Source organism: Dactylosporangium thailandense, assembly GCF_059739745.1.
In genome coordinates, this window is the sequence record NZ_AP029195.1 from 2,147,177 (window position 1) to 2,169,144 (window position 21,968).

A 21,968-nucleotide genomic window follows, 5' to 3' on the forward strand; every position below is an offset into this window, starting at 1 on the left:
CGGCGGGTAGCGGGTCAGGGGAGGCGCCCGGCGCCGCCCAGGTTGCGGCGGTGTGCGACCGCGACGGCCTGGGCGCGGCTGGTCACCCCGAGCTTGGCCAGCACCGCCGAGATGTGGTGGTCGACGGTCTTCGCCGACAGCGTGAGCCGGGCGGCGATCTCGGCGTTGGTCAGGCCCTCGATGAGCAGGCCGAGGACGTCGGCCTGGCGCGGGGTCAGGCCGGCGGCGTGGGCGGCGGTCGCCCGGCGCGGGCCGCGCGGCACCCTGGCGACGCCGCGCCGGCGCAGCTCGGCCCGCAGGAGGTCGGCGGGCTTCGCGGCGCCGAGGGCGTCGTAGAGGCGCAGCGCCTCCAGCGCGGCCGGTTCGTCCCCGGCGGCGAGGGCCTCGGCCCGCAGGTACGTCGCGCCGCGGCTCGCCCACTCGTCGGCGGCCGCGCGCCACTCGCCGTCGATCATCAGGCGGTACGGGCGGGCGATGCTCTCCGGCAGCGGGCCGGTCCCGCCGGCGCGCCGGTAGCGGTAGGCGAGCCGGCCGGTGACGAAGGGCTGGCCGTCGACGGTCGCGGCGAGCTCCAGCCCGCGCAGCGCCTCCCGCTGGGCCGCCTGCGGGTCGCCGGCCCACAGGAAGTACTCCGAGCGGCCGTCGGCGACCGGCGCGACGAACTGCACGGCGTTGACGCGCAGCGCCTCTCGCAGCCCGGCGTCGAGCGTCGCCGACGCGTCGGGGTGCCCGCGGGCGGCCAGGATACGGCCCTTCACGGCCAGCGGCAGCACGGCGTTGATGCCGGTCCCGCCGCAGCGCGCGATGACCTCGTCGGCGTCGGTGAGCGCGTCGTCCCACTCGGCGCGCTCCAGCCGGAGCCGGGACCGGACGCCCAGCCCGAAGAGGGCCCAGCCGTCGAGGTTCTGCGTGGCCGCGTACGCGTCGACCGCCTCGGTGGCCGCCACCGCGTCGGTGTACTGCGCCAGCTCGTCGGCGAGGACGCCGGCGATGTTGCCCAGCGCCCGGGAGGCGTGCTCGGTGAGCCCGTGGTCGGCGGCGGTGCGGTGCGCGGTCTCCAGGGCCTCCCGCGCGCCGGGGACGCCGAGGGCGAGCCGGGCCGTCTCGACGCTGATCGTGGCCGACAGCGCGGTGTCGAGGTCGCCGAGCCGCTCGGCGACGGCGCGGGCGCGTTCGCCCCAGGCGACGGCCTCGTCGAGCTCGTACGTCAGGCAGGACAGCTGCGCCAGGTTCCCGTACGCCGTCGCGAGCTGCTGCTCCCCGCCCAGCTCGGCGGCCACGGTCACCGCCCGGCCGGCCGCCCGCCGGGCCAGCTGCGCGTCGCCGGTCCACCAGGCCAGCCGGGAGATCCAGCGCAGGTTCTCGCCGACGCGGTCCGGCTGCCCCAGGGACTCGCGCAGGGCGAGCGCGGCGTGGCGGGCGCGCAGGCCCTCGTCGTGCGGCCCGGCGAGGTAGGCCTGCCCGGCGTACTCCTCCAGCAGCGCGGCCCGCTCGGGCGGGGCGAGCCGTTCGGCGTGCTCGACGGCGGCCCGGTAGTGCGCGGCGGCCTCGCGGTGCGCGCCCTGCCGCGCGGCGCCGGCCCCGGCGATCCGGCCGTAGCGCAGCACCGCCCCGCTGTCGCCCGCGTTGACGGCGTGGTGCACCAGCCGGCCCGGGTCGACGCCCGCCACCCCGGCCAGCACCTCGAGCACCCGCCGATGCAGCGCCGCCCGCCGCGCCGGCGACAGCGCGTCCTCGACGGCGCCGCGCAGCAGCTCGTGCCGGAACGCCACGCCGTCGCCGGACGGCACCAGCACTCCGCCCGCGATCGCCTCGTCCACCGGGTCGGGCGCGTCCGCGACGAGCGCCCCGTCGGCGCGGGTCGGGACCACGGACACCAGCTGCGCCAGCTCGCGGGCGGCCGCGGGCAGTGCCCGCATCCGATCCAGAATCAGATCCTGTACCGCCGCCGGCACCTCGGCCGCCCCGGTCTTGAGCAGCTCCGTGACGAGCAGCGGATTGCCCCCGGTGAGCCGGTGCACCACGACCGGATCGCGCCCGGCGCGGCGGGCCTGCTCGGCGACCGTCTCCGGCGACAGCGGGGCGAGCGCGATCCGGTCGACGGCCCGGCTCGGCAGGGCGGCGAGCGCGCCGCGCAGCGGGTGCTCCGGGCCGAGCTCGTCGTCGCGGTACGTCAGCACGAGCAACGCCGCGACCCGGTCGACGCGCCGGCCGAGGAACATCAGCCAGTCCAGCGTCGCCTCGTCGGCCCAGTGCGCGTCCTCGACCACGACGACCGGCCGCGCCCGCTGCCGCGGCCCCGACAGCTCGTCGAGGAACGCGGCGAACACCTCGCCCGGGGCCGCGCCCGCGTCCAGCCGGGCGGCGAGGGCGCCGCCGGTCTGCCGGCCGATGTCCCGCAGCGGCCCGAGGACCCGCGGCGTGACCAGCCGGTCGCACGCGCCCCACAGGATTCGGGCGCGGCTGCCGCAGCGCCGGGCGAACTCGGCGACGACGGCGGACTTGCCGAGCCCGGCCTCGCCGGACACGACCGCGACCCGCCCGCCGTCGCCGGCCCGGCGCAGCAGGTCATCGAGCCGGTCGAGGGCCGCGGACCGCTCCCACAGCTCCATCCGCCGATCGTACGGTCCAGCCCGGCGCCGCCGGCGCGCCGACGGGTCAGATCCGCTTGCGCACGATGCCGACCAGCTTCTTGGCCCGCTCCAGCTTGTCGTCGGCCTTGATGTGGCCGACCTGCAGCCACAGCACGTTCTTGCCGAGCTGGACGGTGAGCATGCCCAGGTCGTCGTCCCAGGAGGCCGTGCCGCCGAGGCCAGATCTTGCAGTGATCGATCGCACCCTGGAGGCGACCGGCCGGCACCCGGTATGGTCACGCGTCGGCGCGACGATGGTGGTGCCCAGAAGCTTGCGAACAGGAGTCGACGTGGTGTTGTCGGTCACGGCCGGGCTGGCGCTCGTGCCCTGCGTGTGGTTGCTCGGCTCCCTCGCGGGCGTGGCCGCGCGCACGCTCGCCGGCGAGGCGCGCATCCACTACACCGTCCGCCGCTGGACCCGCACCGGCATGTGACGCCTCAGCGCTCGCCGAGGCCGGCCAGGCCGGCCAGCGCGCGGGCGGTCTCGTCGGGGTCGCCGGCCCGGCGGGCCAGATCCAGGGCGGCTCGGTAGCGGGCGGCCGCGGCGCCGGGGCGGCCCAGGGCGTGCAGCGTCGCGCCGAGGCCGTTGAGCGCCTCGATGTGCAGGCTGCGCTCGCCCGTCTCGCGGGCGATGGACAGGGCCCGCTCGAACGCGTCCAGCGCCTCCGGCCCCCGTTCCAGGCGCAGCTGGGCCGCGGCCAGGGCGGCCAGCGCGCTGCCCTCCCCGCCGCGGTCGCGGGCCGCGCGGCAGGCCGTCAGGGCGCGCCGCAGGTGGCGCAGGGCCTCCTCGTGCCGGCCGGCCAGGCTCTCCACCACGCCGAGGTTGCCCAGGGCGTAGCCCTCCAGCCGGACGTCGCCGAGCGCGGCGAAGAGGGCCGCGGCCCGGCGCAGGTGGCGGCGCGCGAGCCCGTAGCGGGCCAGGCGGCGGTGCAGGCCGCCCAGGTTGAGCAGCTGCGAGGCCTCGCCGTGGGGGTCGGCGGCGGCGCGGTACCCGGCCAGGGCGCCGATCAGGCACGCCCGGGCCTGCGGGTACTCGCCCAGCCGCTCGTGGGCCAGCCCCAGCCGGGCCCGGGTGCGGGCCCGGCCGGCGACGTCGGTCCCGCGGTCGTGCCAGGCCAGCGCGTGCACGTACCAGGTGCGGGCCCTCGCGTATTCGCCGAGCCACCAGAACGTGCCGCCCAGGTTGGTCAGGACCCGGGCGATCCGCTCCGGCGCGCCCCCCGGGGCCGTGCGCAGGGCCGCGCGCGCGGCGGCGCCGTGCACGGCCAGGGCGTCCCGGGCGTGGCCGCCGACCTCGAAGTAGCGCCACAGGGCCTCGGACAGGGCGATGGCGTGCTCGGCGTCGGCGTGCCCGGCCAGGGCGACGAGGCCGGCCCGATCCTGGTCCAGGACCCGCCGGGCGGTGCCCGCGCCGCCGGGCATGGGCGGGACTTCGGGAAGGTCGTGCGGGAACAGCGTCGCGGCGGCGGCCCGCGCGGCGACGACGTGGTGGTCCAGCAGCCGGGTCAGCGCGCGGCGGCGCTCGCCGGGGGAGAGGGCGGCCCGGGCGGACTCGGCGGCGTACGCGCGCAGCAGGTCGTGCATGCCGTAGCGGTCGGCGCCGACCCTTGTGACCAGGTGGGCTCGGACCAGTTCGGCGATGGGCGCGTCCGGGGCCAGGGCGGCCACGGCGGCGGCGCTCAGGGACGGGCCGGGGTGCAGGCCCAGCAGCGCGAAGAGGCGGCGGGCGGGCGCGGTCAGGTGGCGGTACGACCACGAGAACACGGTCCGCACGGCGCTGCGGGCGTCGCCGGTGTCCAGGCGGTCCAGGTCGGCGACCACCTCGTCCAGGCCCAGGCCGGGGTGGGCCGCGGCGAACTCGGCGGCGATGCGCAGCGCCAGCGGCAGGCCGGCGCACCGGCGGGCGAGGGCGTGGGCGGCCTCGAGCTCGGCGTCGACCCGCGCGCCCAGCAGGGTCCGCAGGAGCCGGGTCGCCTCGGGGGCGGCGAGCGGGTCCAGACGGATGCGGCGGGCGCCCTCGCGGACCACCAGGCCCGTCAGGTCGTCGCGGCTCGTGACGAGCGTCAGGCACGACCCGGTGCCCGGGAGCAGGGGGCGCACGTGGTCGGCGCCCGCCGCGTTGTCGAGCAGCACGAGCAGGCGGCGCCCGGCGATCAGGGTGCGGTAGAGCGCGGCGCGTTCGGCCTCGTCGCGGGGGATGCCGGGGCCGTCGACGCCCAGGGCGCGCAGGAAGCCGGCCAGGACGTCGGCGGCCGGGAGCGGCCGGTCCGGGTCGTAGCCGCGCAGGTCGGCGTGGAGCTGGCCGTCGGGGAAGCGGCCGGCCGACCGGTGGGCCCAGTGCACCGCCAGCGCGGTCTTGCCCACCCCGGCGGTGCCCACGATGAGCGCGACGCCGCCGCCGGCCTCCGACAGCGCCGCGAGCGGTGCCTCGCGGCCGCTGAAGCCGGCACAGTCGAGGGGGAGCTGCCGGGGCACGCCGGGCCGCACCGGCGCCCGGCGGCGGGCGTCGGCCACCCGGTCCCGGGCCGTGGCCAGGGCGCCCTGCTCGGCCGGGGTCGCGCCGAGCAGCCGGACGAGCGCGTCGAAGCGGTCCGTCGGCGGCAGGACCTGGCCGGAGAGGTAGCCGCCGATGACGCCGCGGGACCAGCCCGTCGCGGCGGCCAGCTCGCGGTAGGTCAGCTCGCCGGCGCCGCCGGCCCGGGCGTGCCGGCGGCGCAGGTCGCGGAGGGCCCGGCCCAGGTCGGCGAGCGTTGCGATGCCGGCGGCCGGTGCGGCGTGGGGACCGATGCCGGGACGGTACCCGGCGTGGGGACGGGCAGGCTACCAGCCGGAGGGGGTGCAGGGCACCCCGTTGAGCGTGAAGGCGGTGGGCGGCGTGAAAGGTACAGCCGAGCCGCCGAAGCCGATGTTCGCCTGGACGCCGGGCTGGAGGGTCGTGAACCACGGGGCGGGCGTGACGGTCGCGGAGGCGCCGTCGCGGGTGATGGTGCCGCCGAAGCCGCTGTAGATCGTCACCGCGGGGTCCACCCGGAAGGCGAGCCGCCAGCCGGTGAGCGGGGTCGCGGTGGTGTTCTTGACGGTCATCACGGCCTCGAAGCCGGGCGGGAACGCGATCAGCTGGACCTGGCAGGACGGGGCGGGCGTGGGGTCGGCGGACGCGGGGGCCGGGGCGGCGGCGAGCACGGCGGCGGACGCCAGCACGCACGCGAGGCCCCGGGCGAGGCGATGTCTGGTCATGGCGGGATCGTGGACGATGACCGGGCCGTCCCGCCCGCGATCTCGGACACGGCCGGACAGGATCGGACGCCGCCTCAGCGCTCGTGGACCGGTGAGCCGTCCACGAAGACCAGGTCGGCCCGGGTGTCGTGCAGGGTGGTGCCCGGCGCGAACGGGTCGCGGTCCAGCACGACCAGGTCCGCGGCCTTGCCCGGCTCCAGGGTGCCGATCCGCGCGTCCAGGTGGCTCACGTACGCCGAGCCGGCGGTGTAGGCCCGCAGCGCCTGCTCCAGCGTCAGGGCCTGCTCCGGCAGCATCGGCGTCTGCGCCATCGGCCACGCGGACTCCGCCGAGCCCGGAGGTTCCGTCCGGTGTACCGCCACGTGCATGGCCGGCCACGGGTCGGGCGTGGACACGGGCCAGTCGCTCCCCGCCGCCAACCGGCCGCCCGCCCGCGCGATGTCCCCGAACGGATACTGGTGCCCGACCCGCCCCGGCCCGAAGAACGGCGCGCACAGGGTGTCGTTCTGCTCGTGGTGCGTGGCCCACAGGGACTGGATGTTCGCGGTCACGTCCAGCGCCGCGAAGCGGGGCACGTCCGCCGGGTCCACCACGTGCAGGTGGGCGATGTGGTGGCGCTGGGTGTTGCCGCTCGCCGCCACCGCGTCGAGGCACTCGCGGACGGCCCGGTCGCCGATGGCGTGGAAGTGCACCGCGAACCCCGCGGCGTCCAGCGCGTCCACATAGGACGAAAGGCGGCTCGGGTCCACATTGGACGTACCGCAGAAATCCTTGCCGACATAGGGTTCGAGCATCGCGGCGGTGAAGTTCTCGGCCACGCCGTCCTGCATGATCTTCACGGTGCGGGTGACGAACCGGCCCTCGAGCCGGCGCCGGGCGCGAAGGTCCTCGAGCTGGTCGAGGCCGCGGTCGCGGTCCCACCACAGCGCCCCGGCGACCCGCGCGCGCAGCCGGCCCGACTCGGCCGCGGACACGTAGGTGCCGAACTGGTCGCGGGAGCCCGCGTACGAGCCCACGATCGCGTCCTGCCAGCCGGTGACGCCGAGCGAGAAGAGGTACCGCTGCGCCTCCATGAGCGCGTGGTCGTAGTCGGCCGCGGTGTCCGGCGGCAGCAGCGGGGTCACGAGGTCCATCGCGGCCTCGTGCAGGACGCCGGACGGGGAGCCGTCGGCCGAGCGCTCGATCCGGCCGCTGCGCGGGTCCGGGGTGGACGCGTCGATGCCCGCCGCGCGCAGGGCGGCCGAGTTGACCCACGCGGAGTGGTGGTCGCGGTTGGGCAGGAACACGGGGCGGTCGGCCGCGACGGCGTCGAGGTCCTCGCGCACCGGCAGCCCGCCCGGGAACGCGGACATGGACCAGCCGCCGCCGGTGATCCACGCGCGGCCGGGGTGCGACGCGGCGTACGCGGCCACGGCGTCCAGGTAGCCCGCCCGGTCGTGCAGGTGGGACAGGTCACAGCGCAGCCGCTCGAGGGCGCCCTGCACCGGGTGCACGTGGGCGTCGTACAGGCCGGGGATGAGCGCTCGGCCCGCGAGGTCGACGCGCTCGTGCGCCCCCGGCACCGCCGCGCGCACGTCCGCAAGATCGCCGACGGCGATGATGCGGTCACCAGCAGTGGCCAGCGCCTGTGGCCGGGAGCCGTCGCCGGTCCAGATCGGCCCGCCCGTGAACACCATCGCACCCATGAGGCGAGAGGATACTAAGGTCGCGGGCATGATTCGGGTGCTGCTCGCCGACGACCACCAGCTCGTCCGCACGGGATTCCGGGTCATCCTCGAGACGGAGGACGACCTGAGCGTGGTCGGGGAGGCGGCCGACGGCCGCCAGGCCGTCGAGCTGGCCCGCAGCACCCCCGCCGACGTGCTGCTCATGGACGTCGAGATGCCCGGCGTCGACGGGCTCGCCGCGACCCGGGAGATCACCGCGGCCGGGCCGGCACCGGCGGTGCTCATGCTCACCACGTTCGACCGTGACGACTATCTCTTCGCCGCGCTCGAGGCCGGGGCCAGCGGGTTCCTGCTCAAGAACGGCACGCCCGAGGCGCTCATCGACGCGGTGCGGATCGTCGCGCGCGGGGACGCGCTGCTCGCGCCGGAGCTGACGCGGCGGGTCATCGCGGCGTTCGCGCGGCCCGGGCGGCGGCCCGCGGGTGGCGCCGACGCGCGGCTGGAGGAGCTGACGCCGCGCGAGCGCGAGGTGCTGGTCGAGCTGGCCGGGGGCGCCACGAACGCCGAGATCGCCGCGCGCCTGCACCTGGGCGAGGCCACCGTGAAGACGCACGTGAGCCGGGTCCTGACGAAACTGCAGCTCCGGGACCGCACCGCCGCGGTCGTCTTCGCCTACGAGCACGGCGTGGTGAGGCCGGGTCCGTCGCGCGACGGACTCCGGGGGTAAATCGCCAGCCGGATTCGCCGGGGCCGCCCGGCGCCTACCGTGATGGTCATGAGCGACGCACTGCGGGTGGAGGGGGTCAACCGGCGCTTCGGCGACCGGCAGGTGCTCTCGGACGTCACGTTCGACGTCGGGGCCGGTCGCATGACCGGCTTCGTCGGGGCCAACGGCGCCGGGAAGACCACGACGATGCGCATCATCCTCGGGGTCCTCGCGGCCGACTCCGGCTCGGTCACGTGGCAGGGCACGCCGCTGAGCACGCAGATCCGGCGGCAGGTCGGCTACATGCCCGAAGAGCGCGGCCTGTACCCGAAGATGAGCGTCCGCGAGCAGCTCGTCTACCTCGGCCGGCTGCACGGCCTGTCGCTGGAGCAGGTGAAGCGCAACGCCGCCGACCTGCTCGACCGCCTCGGCCTCGGCGAGCGCGCCGACGACCCGCTGCAGCAGCTGTCGCTGGGCAACCAGCAGCGCGCCCAGATCGCCGCCGCCCTCGTGCACGACCCGGTGCTGCTCGTGCTCGACGAGCCGTTCTCCGGCCTCGACCCGCACGCGGTCGACACCGTCGTCGGGGTGCTGCGCGAGCGGACCGCGGCCGGTGTGCCGGTGCTGTTCTCCAGCCACCAGCTCGACGTCGTCGAACGGCTCTGCGACGACCTGGTCATCATCGCCGGTGGGCACATCCGCGCCACCGGCACCCGCGACCAGCTGCGCGCGCAGTTCGCCGAGCCCCGCTACGAGCTGCGCGTCGACGGCGACACGGGCTGGCTGCGCGACCAGGCCGGGGTGACCGTCGTCGACCTCGACGGCGACCGGGCCGTCTTCGACCTCGCCGAAACCGCGGACGATCAGGTGGTACTGCAGGCCGCGCTCGCCCGCGGCCCGGTGCGCTCGTTCGGTCCCGTCGTACCCTCGCTGGCCGAGATCTTCCGAGAGGTGACCCGATGAACCTGCTGGAGGCCGTCCGGCTCGTCGCCGCGCGCGAGCTCAAGGTGAAGCTGCGCGACAAGACGTTCCTGTTCAGCACGCTGTTCTTCCTGGTGTTCGCGCTCGGCTCGTCGGTGCTGCCGGCGCTGTTCGCGGGCGGGCCGTCGTCGGTCGCGGTGGCGCAGGCCTCGCCGTACGAGAGCCGGCTGCGCGACGCGGGGCTGGAGGTGAAGGTCGTCGCCGATCCCGAGAAGACCGTCCGCGACGGGGACGCCGACGCCGCCGTCGTGGACCAGGGCGGCAAGCCTCAGGTCGTCGCGATGCAGGACGCGCCCGGCGATGTCGTGCGGTCGTTGTCGGTGGCTCCCGACGTACACCTGCTGGATCCTGATGCGGTTGACGAGCTCGCCAAGTTCCTGGTCCCGTTCATGTTCGCCCTGGTGTTCTTCTTCACCTCGCTGACCTTCGGCATCCAGATCGCGCAGAGCGTGGTCGAGGAGAAGCAGACGCGCATGGTGGAGATCCTGGTCGCGGCGGTGCCGGTCCGGGCCCTGCTCATCGGCAAGGTCGCGGCCGGCGGCCTCCTGGCCCTCGCCCAGGTCGCCCTGATCGCGGTCGTGAGCATCGTCGGCTCCCAGTTCTCCGACGACGCCGGCGACCTGCTGCCGCTGCTCGCCCCCGCGATGAGCTGGTTCATCCCGTTCTTCGTGCTGGGCTTCATCATGCTGGCCGCGCTCTGGGCCGCCGTCGGCGCGCTCGTGAACCGCCTCGAGGACGTGTCGAACGCCGGCATGCCCGTGCAGCTGCTCGTGATGCTGCCGTTCTTCGCGGTCATCTTCCTCGGCGACAACCCGACGGCGATGCACATCCTGTCGTACGTCCCGTTCTCCGCCCCCACCGCGATGCCCGTCCGCCTCTTCGACGGCTCCGCGGCCACCTGGGAGCCGTTCGTGGCCCTGGTGATCCTCGCCGCGGCGGCGGCCGGGGCGCTGCTGCTGGGCGCGCGCATCTACGAGGGCTCGCTGCTGCGCACCAACGGCCGCACCTCCTGGTCGGCCGCGTGGCGCGACCGCGAGCTGCGCAGCATCTGACCGTGTCGCCCGCTCCCGGTGGGGCTCCTCGGCGGGATCGAGCTGGACCCGGGCTCGACGGCTCAGGATGCCCCTACGGGCGATCTTGCTCGGCCGGGCCGTCGCGGTGCGGCGCGATGCCCAGCTCGGCCAGCTCGGTGGCGCGGGCCACGTCGCCGTGGGTCACGATCCCGGTCAGCCGGCCCTCGGTCACGACCGGGGCCAGCCGGTGCCCGCCGGCCGGCAGCGCCGCGGCCGCGTCGACCAGCGTCGTGGCCGGGTTCAGCAGGCGAGCGGGGTCGACCGGCGCCGACACGTCGGCCAGGCGCACCCGTTCCCGGTCGGCGCTGGGCACCTTGACCAGCCGGGTGAGGCTGACCAGGCCGGCCACGTGGCCGTCGAGGTCCAGGACCGGGAAGGTGCGGTGCGGATGGCGTCGGGCCACCGTGGCGACGAAGTCGGCGACGGACTGGCTCGTGTAGCCGCACACGGCCGGGGTCGTCATGACGTCACCGACCCGAACCCCGGCCAGCGTGGTGCGCACGACCGCGTCGACGGCCTCCGCCCGGGCGGCCAGGACGAGGAACCAGCCCAGCAACACCGGCCACAACCCGCGGAAGTTGGCGGTCAGCAGCACCTGGAGGAAGCCCGCGGCGATCAGCACGCCGCCGAGCACGATCCCCGCGCGGGCCGCGGCGCGGCGGGCGGACGCCCGGTCGCCCCGGACCCACCACAGGACGGCGGCCAGGACCCGGCCACCGTCCAGCGGCGCGCCGGGCAGCAGGTTGAACAGCCCGAGCAGGACGTTGACGACGGTCAGCCAGACCAGCCCGGTCACCGCCAGCGCACCGCCGCCCAGGGCGCGCACCACCGCCGCGGCGGCGGCGAACACCCCGGCCCCGGCCAGGCTGACCAGCGGCCCGGCGAGCGCGATCAGCAGGTCGGCGCGTGCGTGCGGGGCCTCGCCGTCCAGCTGCGAGACGCCACCGAGCAGCCACAGGGTGATGGCCCGGACCCGCACCCCGTAGTGCCGGGCGACGAGCGAGTGGCCGAGCTCGTGGGCCAGCAGGGCGGTGAGGAACACCACCGCCACGAGCACCGCGACGGACCAGTACACGGCCGTCGCGTGCCCCGGCGCGCCGCCGGGCAGGATCACCACCGCCAGCCCCTGCACGAGCAGCAGCATGATCACGAAGACGGACCAGTGCACGCCGACCGGGATGCCGGCGATCCGGCCCAGACGCGCGGTCTGCCCCATTGCCACCACCGCCCTCCCGAAGCAGCGCCTCACCCATCCGCGCGCGGCGGACACGGGCCGGCGGCATCGCCCGAGCGCTACCCACCGGCCGGTGGCCTCGAACCACCGGGCGGCGAGATCGTCACGGTTTTCTTCGCCCCCGCCGGCCCACCGCTCGGCGCCGCGAGCCGCCGGATGTCACTCCTTCGCGCGCGGGGCGACCCCGAGGGCCTCGCAGGCCTCGCGGTAGAGGCGCACGACCTCCGGGCGGACCTCGGCGCGCTCGGTCAGCGGGCGGCCGAACGGCACCCGGGCCGCCACCTCGGCCCCGTCGACCACGGCCGTGAAGTCGATCCCGTCGCCGTCCAGGCCGGTCATCGCCGCCGCGGTCGCCGACGGCCGCCCGCCCAGCGCCCGCACGATGAGCAGGCTGTCGGCGGCGTGGTCGGCGTTCATGTGCCGGCTGACGGCCTCGACGACCTCCGGGGTGAACGGCTGTGCCATGGCGCTCCTCATCCGGTCAGGCGGCCTGGTCCGCGGCGTACTCGCGGCCGAGGTCCACGAGGACGGCGATGTTGAGCTCGTACGCGATGTGGATCTCCTCCACGATCCGGGTGCGCTCCGCGGCCGTCCACGGCGCGGCGTCGAGGGCCGCGCGGTAGCTGGTCTTGAACGCGGCCGGCTGGCCGAGGCCGTCGAACGCGTAGAAGCTCGTCGCGGTCGTGCCGTAGCCCGCGCGCACGGCGGCGGCGATGTACTGCCCGCCGGAGAGGTCGCCGAGGTACCGCGTGTAGTGGTGCGCCACGAACCCGCCCGGCCAGTCGAAGCACACCTCGCGGAGGCGGGCCGTGTACCGCTGCGTCGCGGGGCTCGCCGGCGTCCGGTCCCGCCAGCCGTCGCCGAGCAGCGCGTGCAGGTCGGCCTCGAGCGCCGGTCGCCGTGTCAGTCCGTCGTGGATGAACGCGGCCGCGACCGGGTCGTCGCGCATGACCGTCGCGGCTGATTCCAGTACCGCATAGATGTGCAGGTGCTGGGCGACCATCGCGGTGTAGGCGGCCAGCGGCAGCCGCCCGCGCACGAGGTCCCCGAGGAACGCCGCCCGCTCGGCCTCGCGGTGCCGACCCTCGGTGCTGCGCCGCACGACCGCCGAGAACGCCTCATCCACGAGGTTAGGCTAACCTAATCATTGGCTCCGGTGAAGATCCGCGATGGTAGGTTCGGGTGGTGAACCCGCTCATCGATCGCCTGCGGGCGTACGATCCGGGCGGAATCCGAGTGCGCCTCGCGGCCCAGGTCGCCGTGACCATGACCGCCGCCATGGCCGCCGAGTGGCTGCTGGTCCAGGCCCGGCACGATCCGGTGCCCGTCGTCCCGCTCATGCTCGGCGCGGTCATCGCCCTCTGCGGCGTGTTCGCCGCGCCGATGTTCGACACCCCGCGGCAGCAGGCGCTGAACCTCGCGCTCATCCCGATCCCGGTGCTCGGCGGCATGGCGCTCGGCCTGGCCCTGGCCCCGTACCAGCTCTGGGGCTTCGTCGCCGTGATCGTCGTGCTCACCGGTGGCGCCTACCTGCGGCGGTTCGGCCCCCGCGGCTTCTTCGGGGGCAGCTTCGCGTTCATCGGGACCTTCTTCGGGCTCTTCCTGCACGGCGTGATCACGCTGCGGTCCCTCGGCTGGCTGGCCGTCGAGGTCGTCCTCGCCGTCACCGTCACCGTCGGCCTGCAGCTCACCCTGTTCCGCATCCGCAACGACCGCACCCTGGCCCGGCTGCGCCGCTCCTTCGGCGCCCGCTCCCGCGCGGTGGCGGCTGCCGCGCTCGCGCTCACCGAGTCCCCGGCCCCCCGCCGCCGGGAGCGGCTCGTCCGGCGCCTGCGCCGGCGCACCCTGGCGTTCAACGAGGCCGCGCTCATGGCCGACGCCTACCTCGAGCGCCCCGGCGCGCTGCCGGCCGGGACCAGCCCCGGCATCGTGCACCAGCGCCTGTTCGACCTCGAGCTCGCCGTCACCAACCTGGCCCGCTTCGCCGTCACCCTCGCCGGCGCCGACCTGCCGCCCGCGCTGCGGGACCTGGTGCGGGAGGGGCTCGCGGCCGTCGGCGAGCTCGACGCCGCCCGCGCCGACGCCGCCGGCCGCGCCGTGCTGGAGGAGCTGCCCGAGGGGCCGCAGCGCATCGTCGCGCACCGGTTCGGCGGCTGTCTGCGCGCCGTGGCGGAGGCGTTGTACGGCCTGCGCGGGCTCCCCTCCGACGAGCCCGACGTGCTCTTCGCCGCCGCCGCCGAGCTCGCGGGCGGCTTCCTGCCGGGCTCGGCCGGGGTCAGCCAGACCGCCTCCGAGGAGCCGCAGACCGTCCGGCGCATCGGCCGGTCTGGAATCCCCCCGAACGTGCGGGTCGCCGGGCAGATGGCCGTGGCCGCGACCGTCGCGCTCGTCCTGGGCTACGCGGTCGACCATAGGCGGTGGTACTGGGCCGTCATCGCCGCCTTCGTCACGTTCATGGGCGCGCACAACGCCGGCGAGCAGCTGCGCAAGGGCTCGTTGCGCGTGATCGGCACCGTGGCCGGCGTCCTCGTCGGCGCCCTGCTCGCGCACGCGATCGGCCCGCACGTGTACGCCGCCCTGGCGGTCATCGTGGCGGCGCTGTTCCTCGGCCTCTACCTGATGCGCTCCAGCTACGCGTGGTTCGTCATGGCCGTGACGATCGCGGTCTCCCAGCTCTACGTCGAGCTGGGCGAGTACTCCGACGACCTGCTCCTGCTGCGCCTCGGCGAGACGGCCATCGGCGCCGCGGTGGCGCTGCTCACCGTGCTCGCCGTGATGCCCCTGCGCACCGGCCGGGTCGTGCGGGTCGCGACGCGCGAGTACCTGACCGCGCTGTCCGGCGTGGTCGACTCCGCGGTGCGGCAGCTCCTCGGCACCGGCTCCGACCCGCAGCTCCTCGGCACGGGCTCCGACGCACGGGTGCTCAGCACCGGCTCCGACGCGCGAGTGCTCAGCACCGGCTCCGACCTGCGGGCCGGGGTGCGCCGCCTGGACGCCGCCTACCAGGCGCTGACGGCGACCCTGGCGGCGCTCGGCGTGCCGCTGCTGCCGGTCCCGTCGGCGCGCATCCTGTTCGCCAACAGCCTCTCGGCCTCGCGCAACTACGCCCGCAACCTCCTGGCCGACGCGACTCCCGCCGCCCTGCCGCCCGAGGCCCTGCGGCTCGCGGCGGACACGCTGCAGGCCTCGATCGAGGCGCTCGTCGCCGCGCTGCGGCGGGACTCGCCGGGCCCGTACGTGCGCTCGGCGTCGCGCTTCGCCGCCCTCGCCGCGGCCCTGCCCCTGCCCGACACCGCGGCGCCGCAGCTGGCCCTGCGCGACCTGCAGCTGATCGACGGTTCGCTCGCGGTGATCGCCGAACAGCTCGGCCTGACCGTGACCGCCCTCGACCAGGACGAATCGATGCAGGCGGCGGACAGCTAGGCTCGCGCCGTGATCGAGGCCGACGCGGACCGGTTCGCCACGCTGTTTCATGCCCTGGGGCGGGCCGTGGATACACACCCTACGACCGGGACGGGTGCCGCGACCTGGCGGACGGGTGAGGCCCCGGCCGGAGCACGGCGCCAGGTCTGCTGCAAGTGGCCTCCAACTCGCCGCTAAGCGGGGCGTCGCACGCTGCGGGCTCGGCAACGCGCACGAGAAGGAGGTACACGTGCAACGCAAGCTGGTCCGGATCGCGGCCGCCGCGCTGCTCGCCGTGATGATGTCGGTCGGGGCGCCGGCCGTCGCGTCGATGGGCTCGGGCAAGGTGACGACGCAGGACTTCCACTTCTAGGCGTCCGGGAAAGGGTGCGGCCGGCACGCCGGTGCCGGCCGCACGTCCCCCTCACGGCTGGGCGAAGGTGTACCCAGCGTCACGGAGCCGGGGCAGGACGACACCCAGCGCGGTGAGAGTCTGCTCGCGATTGCCGCCGCCGTCGTGCTCGAGGATGATCGAGCCCGGATGGGTCTGCTTCAGGATCGTGGACACGATGTGCTGCACGCCGGGGCGGCTCCAGTCCCGCGGGTCCACGGTCTAGTCCAGCGCGCGCAGTCCCTGGGTGCCGCACTGCGCCAGCACGGTCTGGGACCAGGCGCCGCCGGGGGCGCGGAACAGCGTCGGCCGGTATCCGTTGCCCGACGCCTTGGCGATCGCGTCGGTGGCCTTCGCCATCTCGGCGCGCACGGCGCTCGCCGGCAGCTTCGCGATGTTCATCGGGTGGCTGAACGTGTGGTTGGCGATGTGGTGGCCGCCGTCGAGGACCCGCCGGACGAGATCGGGGTGCGCGGCGGCGCTGCGGCCGATCATGCAGAACGTGGCGCGGATCCCCTGCTGGGCGAGCAGCGCCAGCATCCTCGGGGTGTAGGCGGGGTCGGGCCCGTCGTCCACGGTGAGGGCGATCTCGGTGCCGTGGCAGGGGAGGGTGTACTGCGGGCCCTTGGGCCCGAGCCCGCCCGGCGACGGGCACACCCCGGGCGTCGGCGGGTTCGCCGGCGGGATGACCAGCGGCGAACCGGACGGGTCCGGCGAGGCGGCGTCGGCCGGGCGCGAGTCGCCGGGTATGTCGCCGCCGTGCCAGCTCGCGTGGTCCTCGCCGCACCCGGCCAGCAGCCCGATCCCGCCCAGGGCGAGCAGCAGCGAGCGCCGGGAGACCTTCGCGCTCACGCGGTGCCCGGGGCGTCGCCGACGAGCTCGGGGTGGGCGGCGACGAACTCGGCGACCCGGTCCTGGCCGATGGCGGCGAGCAGCGCCTTGGTGGTGGCGTCCAGGACCTCGTACGACTGGCCGTCGACGACCTCGCTGTTGAAGTGGCCGCCGTTGGCCTTCAGCGTCACCAGGTGCTCCGGCGTGATGCCGTGCAGCGTGAGGATCCAGTCGGCGAGCGGGATGTCGTTGTTGTAGAACGAGACCGCCTTGCCGATCGAGTTGAGCATGTGGTCGACCTTCTGCGGGTTGGTGAGGACGCCGGCGCTGGTGGCCTTGGTCAGCATCGCCTTGATGAACTGCTGCTGGTGGCGCTGCCGGCCGTAGTCGCCGTCGTTGTCCGCGAGCTTGTCGCGCTGCCGCACGTAGTCGAGGGCCTGCCAGCTGGCCATGTCCGAGCAGCCGGGCTCGTACACCTGCGGGCGCATGTTCGGCTTCAGGGTGGTCGGGATGCCGGCGGCGTTGAAGTTGTACGGCTCCCCCTCCTGCCCGGTCCGCGTGTTCCATCCGGTGTGGATCGACGTGGTGCGCTCGTCCACGCACATGTGCACGCCGCCGAGCGCGTCGACGAGGTCCTTGAACCCGTCGAAGTTGACGATCGCGGCCCCGCTGAACTTCAGGCCCCCGGCGAGGCCGCTGACCGTCTCGGCGAGCAGCGTCAGCCCCTCGTCGCGGCCGCCGCCGTGCTGGTAGCCGAACTCGAAGGCGGCATTGATCTTGTCGGTGCCGCCGCGGTACTGGGTGCGGGCGTCCGCCGGGATGACGACCCTGGTGTCGCGGGGAATGCTCGTCAGGTACACCATGTCGTGGCTCGCCGGCACGTGGGCGATGATGATCGAGTCGGCTCGCGCGCCCATCGCCGCGTTGCCGTCACGCTCGTCGATGCCCACGAGCAGCAGGTCGAGCGGCCCGTCGATGTCGTGACCGGCCGCCGCCGAGCCGAGGCCGCCGGGGTGGGTGACCTGGCCGCCGTAGTGCGCCAGCAGGACGCTGCCGCCGACGAGCGAGCCGGCGCTGGCCGTGAGGAGCAGCGCACCGGCGATCAGGCACAGCCGCGCCCACAACGGGCTCCTGCCGCGCATTGCGCTCCCTTCGCCGCGACCGACGTCCCAGCGTCGCCGCAGCGGCGGGCTCGGGTGACCGCCCTAAGCCGCACAGTTGCTACGGGTTTCCCGCACTTCAGCCGGTGTCGGCCGACCTTGACGCGGCCGGCCGCCTCTGCCTTGCGCCTCTGCCTTGCGCCGCAGCCGTGGCTCGTCGGCCGCCGCTTTTGTGCCGCAGCCGCGATTCGGGCGCGATTTGCGCAGACTGAGACCCGTGCGTTGCTCGCGGCACCGCGGATCGCGCCGACCGGCGTGAACCTGGCGGCCCGGCGTCCCGACTGTGCTGGGTGAGGAGGCAGTGATGACCGATGAACGCCTGGTCGTCCGCTGCCAGCTCGGCGAGCGCGACGCCTTCGCCGAGCTGGTGCGGGCCTGGCATGACCCGATCTGGTCGTACGTGCGGCGGATGCTCCCGCCGGCCGTCACCGACGACGTGGCGCAGGAGGTGTGGGTGGCCGTGCTGCGGGGCCTGCCGCGCCTGCGCGACCCGGCCCGCTTCACCCCGTGGCTGTTCACGATCGCGCGGCGCGCGGTGACGAACCGGCTGCGCGAGGAGTACGCCCGCCCGGAGGAACCGCTGTCCGACGTCGCGTCGCCCGACGCCGTCGCGGAGGTGCTGGACCGCACCGAGCTGGCCGGGGCGCTCTCGGCCCTGCCGCCGCGCGAGCGCGAGATCCTGATCCTGTTCTACCTGCAGGACCTGTCCTTGGAGACCTGCGCGGAGATCTGCGCCGTACCGATCGGGACGGTCAAGTCCCGCCTGAACCGAGCCCGCCGCCTGCTGCGGGACGCCCTCGTGCAGAAGGGATACTCCCGGTGACCCCCGACGACATGCTCGCCCGTCTCTCCGGCCGCCTGTCACTGCGCCGCCGCCTGGCCGTGGTAGCCGTACTCCTCGCCGGCGCCGCGATGTCCCTGCTCACCGGCCTGTTGTGGGCCACCGAACCGGCCCTGCCGGCCCGCACCCAGGCCGCGTTCGGCGCGATGATCGCGGTCGGCCTCGCCTGGGTCGCCTACGCCGTCTGGGTCCTCATGCGCCGGCTCCCGCTCTTCGCCCTCGACCGCGTGGTGGCGGCCTGGCTCGGCTTGGCCGCGACGGTGGCGGTCGCCGTCCCCGTGGCCGTGATCGCGGCTCGCCCGGTGGCCCTCGTCGTCGTCGCGGCCCTGCTCCTCGCGGCGCTCGCCAACCTGCGGCGCGGCCTGACCCGGCGGGCCGCACTGCTGCGCCGCAAGCGAGAACTGGACGGATAACCACGCCCTTCGGGGTGCCCGGTCTCGTCTCACGGCGGTGTCCGCGTCGCGGTTCACCCGCCGCGCCGCGAAGCGGGAGCGGGAGCTGGGCGGATGGCGACGCCGTTCGGGGTGCCCGGCCTCGTCTTACGTCGGTGTCTGCGCCGTGGTTCAGGCGCCGCGCCGCGAGTGGGAGCTGGCGGATGGCGACGCCGTTCGCGGTGCCCGGCCTCGTCTCAGGGCGGTGTCTGCGCCGCGGTTCAGGCGCCGCGCCGGGATGAGGATGCGAATGCGGGGTCGGTGCCGCGGCCGGAGCGGATCGCACGGATGCCGGCGACGCACTGACCGCCGAGGCGGCCCGATTACGGCGGTGCCCGGGTCGTCTGGCAAGCGGGGCGGCCCCGTCGGAGTGGGTCTCGGGGCGGGGTCGACCGGTGCCCGAGTGCCGTGGCGGCGCGGCCAACCCCGACAGCGTGGTCCGGCGGCGGGGTCAACCCCGGCAGCGTGGTCTGGCGGCGGGGCCGATTGCGCTCGAGTGCTGCGGTGGCGGGGTCGGATGGGTGCGTGAGCGGTCAGGCGGGCGCGGTGGCGGGTCGGCTGGGTGCGCTAGCGGTCAGGCGGGCGCGGTGGCGGCCGGGGCGGGGCGGTGGAGGGGGAAGCGGGCACGTACGCGGAAGCCGGGGGCGCTCGTGCGGGGGCCGGTTTCCAGGGTGCCCTCGTGGGCGGCGACGCGCTCCCGCATGCCGATCAGGCCCAGGCCGCCGGTCGTCCGGCGGGTTGGGCCGCGGCCGTCGTCGGCGATGTCGAGTTCGAGTTCGTCGGCGTGGAAGCGGATTCGCACGTCCAGTTTCGTGGCGTCCGCGTGCTTCAGGGTGTTTGTCGCCGCCTCCTGGACGATTCGGTAGCCGGCCAGGGACAGCGACTCCGGCAGGTCGATCTCGTTGCCGAAGACGCCCAGCGAGGTCTCCAGGCCGGCGTGGCGGACCGAGTCGAGCAGCTCCGGGAGGCGGTGGAGGCCGACGGCGGCCGGGGCGGTCGCGGGGGAGGAGTCCGGGGCGCCGCCCGGTGGGGAGATGTCCTGGCCCGAGGCTTGAGTGGGACGTGAGACCGGTGCGGTGGATGAGGGAGCGGTGCCCGAACCGGCGGCCGTCCGGCCCGCGGTCCCGGAACCCGCCGTGCCTGCGCCCGAAATGTCCGCGACCGAAATGCCTGCGCCCGAAATGTCCGCGTTGGAACCGCCCGTGGTCGAGGGCGAGCCGTGTGCGGACGAGGGCGAGCGGGGCGTGGACGAGGGCGAGCGGGGCGTGGACGAGGGCGAGCGGGGCGTGGACGAGGGCGAGCCGGCTGTGGACGAGGGCGAGCGGGGCGTGGACGGGGGCGAGCCGGCTGTGGACGAGAGAGAGACGGCTGCGGATCCAGACGGGCCGGCTGCGGAGACGGGCGAGCTGGGCGTGGATGCGGGCGCGCCGGGGGTGGTGGTTGGAGTGGGTGCTGGGTCGGTGTGGCGTAGGAGGCCCAGCATGCGGTGCAGCTCGTCCACCGCCGTGCGGGCGCTCTGCTCGACCGCGGCCAGGGCCTCCTTCGCCTTCGGCGGGTTGCGGTCGAAGACGCGGCGGGCGGCCGAGGCCTGCACGCCCATCACCGACACGTGGTGGGCCACGACGTCGTGGAGCTCGCGGGCGATGCGCAGGCGCTCGTGCAGGACCGTGCGGGCGGCCTCCTCTTCGTGGGCCGCCACGAGCTCGGCGGCCTGGGCCTCGACGAGCTGGCGGCGGCGCTCGGCGGTCCAGGCGATCTCGCCGAAGTAGTAGGCGAAGCCGAAGTAGAGGACGTTGACGAGCACGCCGTTGATGAGGGCGGCCAGGATCGGTGACACCGGGCCGTCGGCCTTGACGAACTCGGCCGCGGACAGGTGGGGCAGGGCGATCAGGTAGGAGATGCCCAGCCAGATGAACATTCCGGCGATGATGCCGGAGCGCAGCCACATCGAGCGGCGGTGGTCCCGGCCCCAGGCGCCCAGGGTGTAGATGGCCGCGAACAGGGCGCCGGTGGTGAGCTGCTGCTCGGGGGCGTAGCGGGTCTGGCCGCAGATGAAGGCGATGGAGATGACCAGCGCCACGGCGTCGGGCCAGCGGCGGCGCCAGCACAGCGGCAGGGTGCACAGCAGGGCCCACACGATCTGCTCGGGCAGGGCCGGCGGGTGGCCGAAGTAAGAACCGGTGCTGCGGGTGAGGGTCAGGTTCAGCAGGGCCATCGCGGCCACGACCACACCGACGGCGATGTCGATGCGCAGGCGGCGGGCATCCGGGATGGGGCGCTGCCAGGTGTCGCCGTCGGTCGTCATCCCGCCCCCTTCCCAAGGTGCTGCCGGGAGTCTACGAGGGGGGTATGACAGTTTCCGATTCGCGGCATTTTATGAGGCAGGTGGCGCGGGAGGGCCGAAATAGGGAGCGGGAGCAGGAGCCGTCCGGCGCACGGCGAAGGACGCCACCACCAGCGCCACCCCGATCGTGATGAGCACGACGTCCGCGATCGTGTACGCGTTGTTCGCCGTGTTGAAGGTGTCGATGTCGAGATCCCCGCCCGACGTCAGCGAGCGCAGGTGCAGAATCCACACGATGTTCGCCGCCTGGTCGGCCGCGATCACCAGGCTCCCGGCCGCCCCCAGCAGCCCGCTGAGCACCCCCAGCCGCCGGATCATGAGCAGCGCGACGAGCACGCCGGCGAGCCCCACGAGAATGACCGGCACCCGCAGCCCGATCTGCACCCCGATGGACAACGGCTCGACGGAAGACGAATCCATCGGATCACCCTAAACAACCGCGGGCCGTGACCGAATAGCCGGGGCGGAGGGGCGCGGATGGTTGGGTACGGCGCGTGGTCGCTGGTGCTGATCGCCCTGTACCTCGTGCTCCCCGACAGCGCCGTCGGCCTCGTCTGGATCGCGGTCACCGCGACGACCGTGACCGCGGTGCTGCTGGGCGTGCGCCGGAACCGGCCGCGGCGCCGCTGGCCCTGGCGGCTGCTCGGGCTCACGTACGTCACGTTCCTCGCCGGCTCGATCCTGAGCCTGGCCTCGCCCGGCTTCCCGTCGATGGCCGACGCCTGGAGCTCGACAAGTGTGTCGGACAAGCAGCTGGCGCTCGTGCGGGGCATCGTGCGGCTCGCGGCCATCCTGCAGATGAGCGTCGTCGCGGAGGGTGTCGAGACGCCGGCCGACGACGAGCTGCTGCGCGACATGGGATGCCGGTTCGGGCAGGGGTACCTCTACGCCAAGCCCATGCCCGAACCCGCCGAATGGGTCCAGGCGCACGCCGTCAACGCCTGAGCGCGTCGGGGGGACCGATATCTGGCCCGGGTGACCAGCGGCGGGCCTGGCAGCGTCGGCGCGCAGCGCCGAGCGGTGTCTGGCGGGAGCAA

At 75.0% G+C, this 21,968-nt stretch carries 22 protein-coding genes; 9 read left to right on the forward strand and 13 right to left on the reverse strand.

The window, feature by feature from the left end:
* Positions 1 to 14 precede the first annotated feature (14 nt).
* Together AC6JBM_RS09360 and AC6JBM_RS09365 are read right to left on the reverse strand one after the other, a co-directional pair.
* On the reverse strand, positions 15 to 2,612 hold the full coding sequence (locus tag AC6JBM_RS09360; RefSeq protein ID WP_497983195.1) for an ATP-binding protein: 2,598 nt from the start codon (positions 2,610 to 2,612) through the stop codon (positions 15 to 17).
* Positions 2,613 to 2,658: 46 nt separating this feature from the next.
* Positions 2,659 to 2,940: a hypothetical protein gene (locus AC6JBM_RS09365; RefSeq protein ID WP_497983196.1), complete on the reverse strand. Its 282-nt coding sequence runs from the start codon at positions 2,938 to 2,940 to the stop codon at positions 2,659 to 2,661.
* Between AC6JBM_RS09365 and AC6JBM_RS09370 the strand changes: the two genes are divergently transcribed.
* Positions 2,924 to 3,067, forward strand: coding sequence for a hypothetical protein (locus tag AC6JBM_RS09370; protein WP_497983197.1), 144 nt, complete (start codon positions 2,924 to 2,926; stop codon positions 3,065 to 3,067). The two genes, AC6JBM_RS09365 and AC6JBM_RS09370, sit on opposite strands and share 17 nt — an antisense overlap.
* 4 nt (positions 3,068 to 3,071) lie before the next feature.
* Here the strand turns inward: AC6JBM_RS09370 and AC6JBM_RS09375 are convergent, their stop codons facing one another.
* The 3 genes from AC6JBM_RS09375 to AC6JBM_RS09385 form a co-directional block, all read right to left on the reverse strand.
* Positions 3,072 to 5,147, reverse strand: coding sequence for an ATP-binding protein (locus AC6JBM_RS09375; RefSeq protein ID WP_497983198.1), 2,076 nt, complete (start codon positions 5,145 to 5,147; stop codon positions 3,072 to 3,074).
* A 306-nt stretch (positions 5,148 to 5,453) separates the two neighbouring features.
* Entirely contained in the window at positions 5,454 to 5,870 is a 417-nt protein-coding gene (locus tag AC6JBM_RS09380; protein ID WP_497983199.1) for a cellulose binding domain-containing protein, read from the reverse strand.
* A gap of 74 nt (positions 5,871 to 5,944) precedes the next feature.
* On the reverse strand, positions 5,945 to 7,555 hold the full coding sequence (locus tag AC6JBM_RS09385) for an amidohydrolase (protein ID WP_497983200.1): 1,611 nt from the start codon (positions 7,553 to 7,555) through the stop codon (positions 5,945 to 5,947).
* Positions 7,556 to 7,583: 28 nt separating this feature from the next.
* Here AC6JBM_RS09385 and AC6JBM_RS09390 point away from each other — a divergent pair, with 28 nt between their 5' ends.
* Genes AC6JBM_RS09390 through AC6JBM_RS09400 form a run of 3 tightly spaced genes read left to right on the forward strand, consistent with a single transcriptional unit; the run spans position 7,584 to position 10,276 of the window.
* Positions 7,584 to 8,264 (forward strand): response regulator, encoded by a 681-nt coding sequence (locus AC6JBM_RS09390; RefSeq protein ID WP_497983201.1) that lies wholly within the window; start codon positions 7,584 to 7,586, stop codon positions 8,262 to 8,264.
* Between the two features lie 48 nt (positions 8,265 to 8,312).
* Positions 8,313 to 9,206: an ABC transporter ATP-binding protein gene (locus AC6JBM_RS09395; protein WP_497983202.1), complete on the forward strand. Its 894-nt coding sequence runs from the start codon at positions 8,313 to 8,315 to the stop codon at positions 9,204 to 9,206.
* A complete protein-coding gene (locus AC6JBM_RS09400; RefSeq protein WP_497983203.1) occupies positions 9,203 to 10,276 on the forward strand; it encodes an ABC transporter permease in 1,074 nt (357 codons plus the stop codon). The genes AC6JBM_RS09395 and AC6JBM_RS09400 overlap by 4 nt, the downstream gene beginning before the upstream one ends.
* Positions 10,277 to 10,349: 73 nt before the next feature.
* Here AC6JBM_RS09400 and AC6JBM_RS09405 read toward each other — a convergent pair whose 3' ends face one another.
* The 3 genes from AC6JBM_RS09405 to AC6JBM_RS09415 form a co-directional block, all read right to left on the reverse strand.
* Positions 10,350 to 11,513: a site-2 protease family protein gene (locus tag AC6JBM_RS09405; protein ID WP_497983204.1), complete on the reverse strand. Its 1,164-nt coding sequence runs from the start codon at positions 11,511 to 11,513 to the stop codon at positions 10,350 to 10,352.
* A gap of 177 nt (positions 11,514 to 11,690) precedes the next feature.
* Positions 11,691 to 11,996 carry a DUF2470 domain-containing protein gene (locus AC6JBM_RS09410; protein WP_497983205.1) on the reverse strand — a complete coding sequence of 102 codons (306 nt, stop codon included), beginning with the start codon at positions 11,994 to 11,996 and terminating at the stop codon, positions 11,691 to 11,693.
* Between the two features lie 16 nt (positions 11,997 to 12,012).
* The gene (locus AC6JBM_RS09415) at positions 12,013 to 12,657 is read right to left on the reverse strand and encodes a biliverdin-producing heme oxygenase (protein ID WP_497983206.1); all 645 of its coding nucleotides are present in this window, start codon (positions 12,655 to 12,657) and stop codon (positions 12,013 to 12,015) included.
* A 59-nt stretch (positions 12,658 to 12,716) separates the two neighbouring features.
* On the opposite strand from AC6JBM_RS09415, the gene AC6JBM_RS09420 reads away from it, so the two are divergent.
* The gene (locus tag AC6JBM_RS09420; RefSeq protein WP_497983207.1) at positions 12,717 to 14,954 is read left to right on the forward strand and encodes an FUSC family protein; all 2,238 of its coding nucleotides are present in this window, start codon (positions 12,717 to 12,719) and stop codon (positions 14,952 to 14,954) included.
* Positions 14,955 to 15,183: 229 nt separating this feature from the next.
* Complete coding sequence (locus AC6JBM_RS09425; protein WP_497983208.1) at positions 15,184 to 15,306, forward strand: hypothetical protein; 123 nt, start codon at positions 15,184 to 15,186, stop codon at positions 15,304 to 15,306.
* A 51-nt stretch (positions 15,307 to 15,357) separates the two neighbouring features.
* Here the strand turns inward: AC6JBM_RS09425 and AC6JBM_RS09430 are convergent, their stop codons facing one another.
* The 3 genes from AC6JBM_RS09430 to AC6JBM_RS09440 are packed head-to-tail and all read right to left on the reverse strand — an operon-like array spanning position 15,358 to position 17,297.
* Positions 15,358 to 15,543 (reverse strand): hypothetical protein, encoded by a 186-nt coding sequence (locus AC6JBM_RS09430; RefSeq protein ID WP_497983209.1) that lies wholly within the window; start codon positions 15,541 to 15,543, stop codon positions 15,358 to 15,360.
* Positions 15,544 to 15,546: 3 nt separating this feature from the next.
* Entirely contained in the window at positions 15,547 to 16,176 is a 630-nt protein-coding gene (locus tag AC6JBM_RS09435) for a polysaccharide deacetylase family protein (protein WP_497983210.1), read from the reverse strand.
* Positions 16,173 to 17,297 (reverse strand): LCP family protein, encoded by a 1,125-nt coding sequence (locus tag AC6JBM_RS09440; protein ID WP_497983211.1) that lies wholly within the window; start codon positions 17,295 to 17,297, stop codon positions 16,173 to 16,175. Before AC6JBM_RS09440 ends, AC6JBM_RS09435 begins: the two co-directional genes overlap by 4 nt.
* Before the next feature lie 322 nt (positions 17,298 to 17,619).
* On the opposite strand from AC6JBM_RS09440, the gene AC6JBM_RS09445 reads away from it, so the two are divergent.
* Positions 17,620 to 18,138: an RNA polymerase sigma factor gene (locus AC6JBM_RS09445; protein WP_497983212.1), complete on the forward strand. Its 519-nt coding sequence runs from the start codon at positions 17,620 to 17,622 to the stop codon at positions 18,136 to 18,138.
* Positions 18,135 to 18,569, forward strand: coding sequence for a hypothetical protein (locus AC6JBM_RS09450; RefSeq protein ID WP_497983213.1), 435 nt, complete (start codon positions 18,135 to 18,137; stop codon positions 18,567 to 18,569). Before AC6JBM_RS09445 ends, AC6JBM_RS09450 begins: the two co-directional genes overlap by 4 nt.
* Positions 18,570 to 19,161: 592 nt before the next feature.
* On the opposite strand, the gene AC6JBM_RS09455 is transcribed toward AC6JBM_RS09450, so the two are convergent.
* Both AC6JBM_RS09455 and AC6JBM_RS09460 read right to left on the reverse strand, forming a co-directional pair.
* The gene (locus AC6JBM_RS09455) at positions 19,162 to 20,892 is read right to left on the reverse strand and encodes a sensor histidine kinase (protein WP_497983214.1); all 1,731 of its coding nucleotides are present in this window, start codon (positions 20,890 to 20,892) and stop codon (positions 19,162 to 19,164) included.
* A 69-nt stretch (positions 20,893 to 20,961) separates the two neighbouring features.
* Entirely contained in the window at positions 20,962 to 21,351 is a 390-nt protein-coding gene (locus AC6JBM_RS09460) for a hypothetical protein (protein ID WP_497983215.1), read from the reverse strand.
* Positions 21,352 to 21,408: 57 nt separating this feature from the next.
* Between AC6JBM_RS09460 and AC6JBM_RS09465 the strand changes: the two genes are divergently transcribed.
* Complete coding sequence (locus tag AC6JBM_RS09465) at positions 21,409 to 21,876, forward strand: EAL domain-containing protein (RefSeq protein ID WP_497983216.1); 468 nt, start codon at positions 21,409 to 21,411, stop codon at positions 21,874 to 21,876.
* The last annotated feature ends 92 nt before the right edge of the window (positions 21,877 to 21,968 follow it).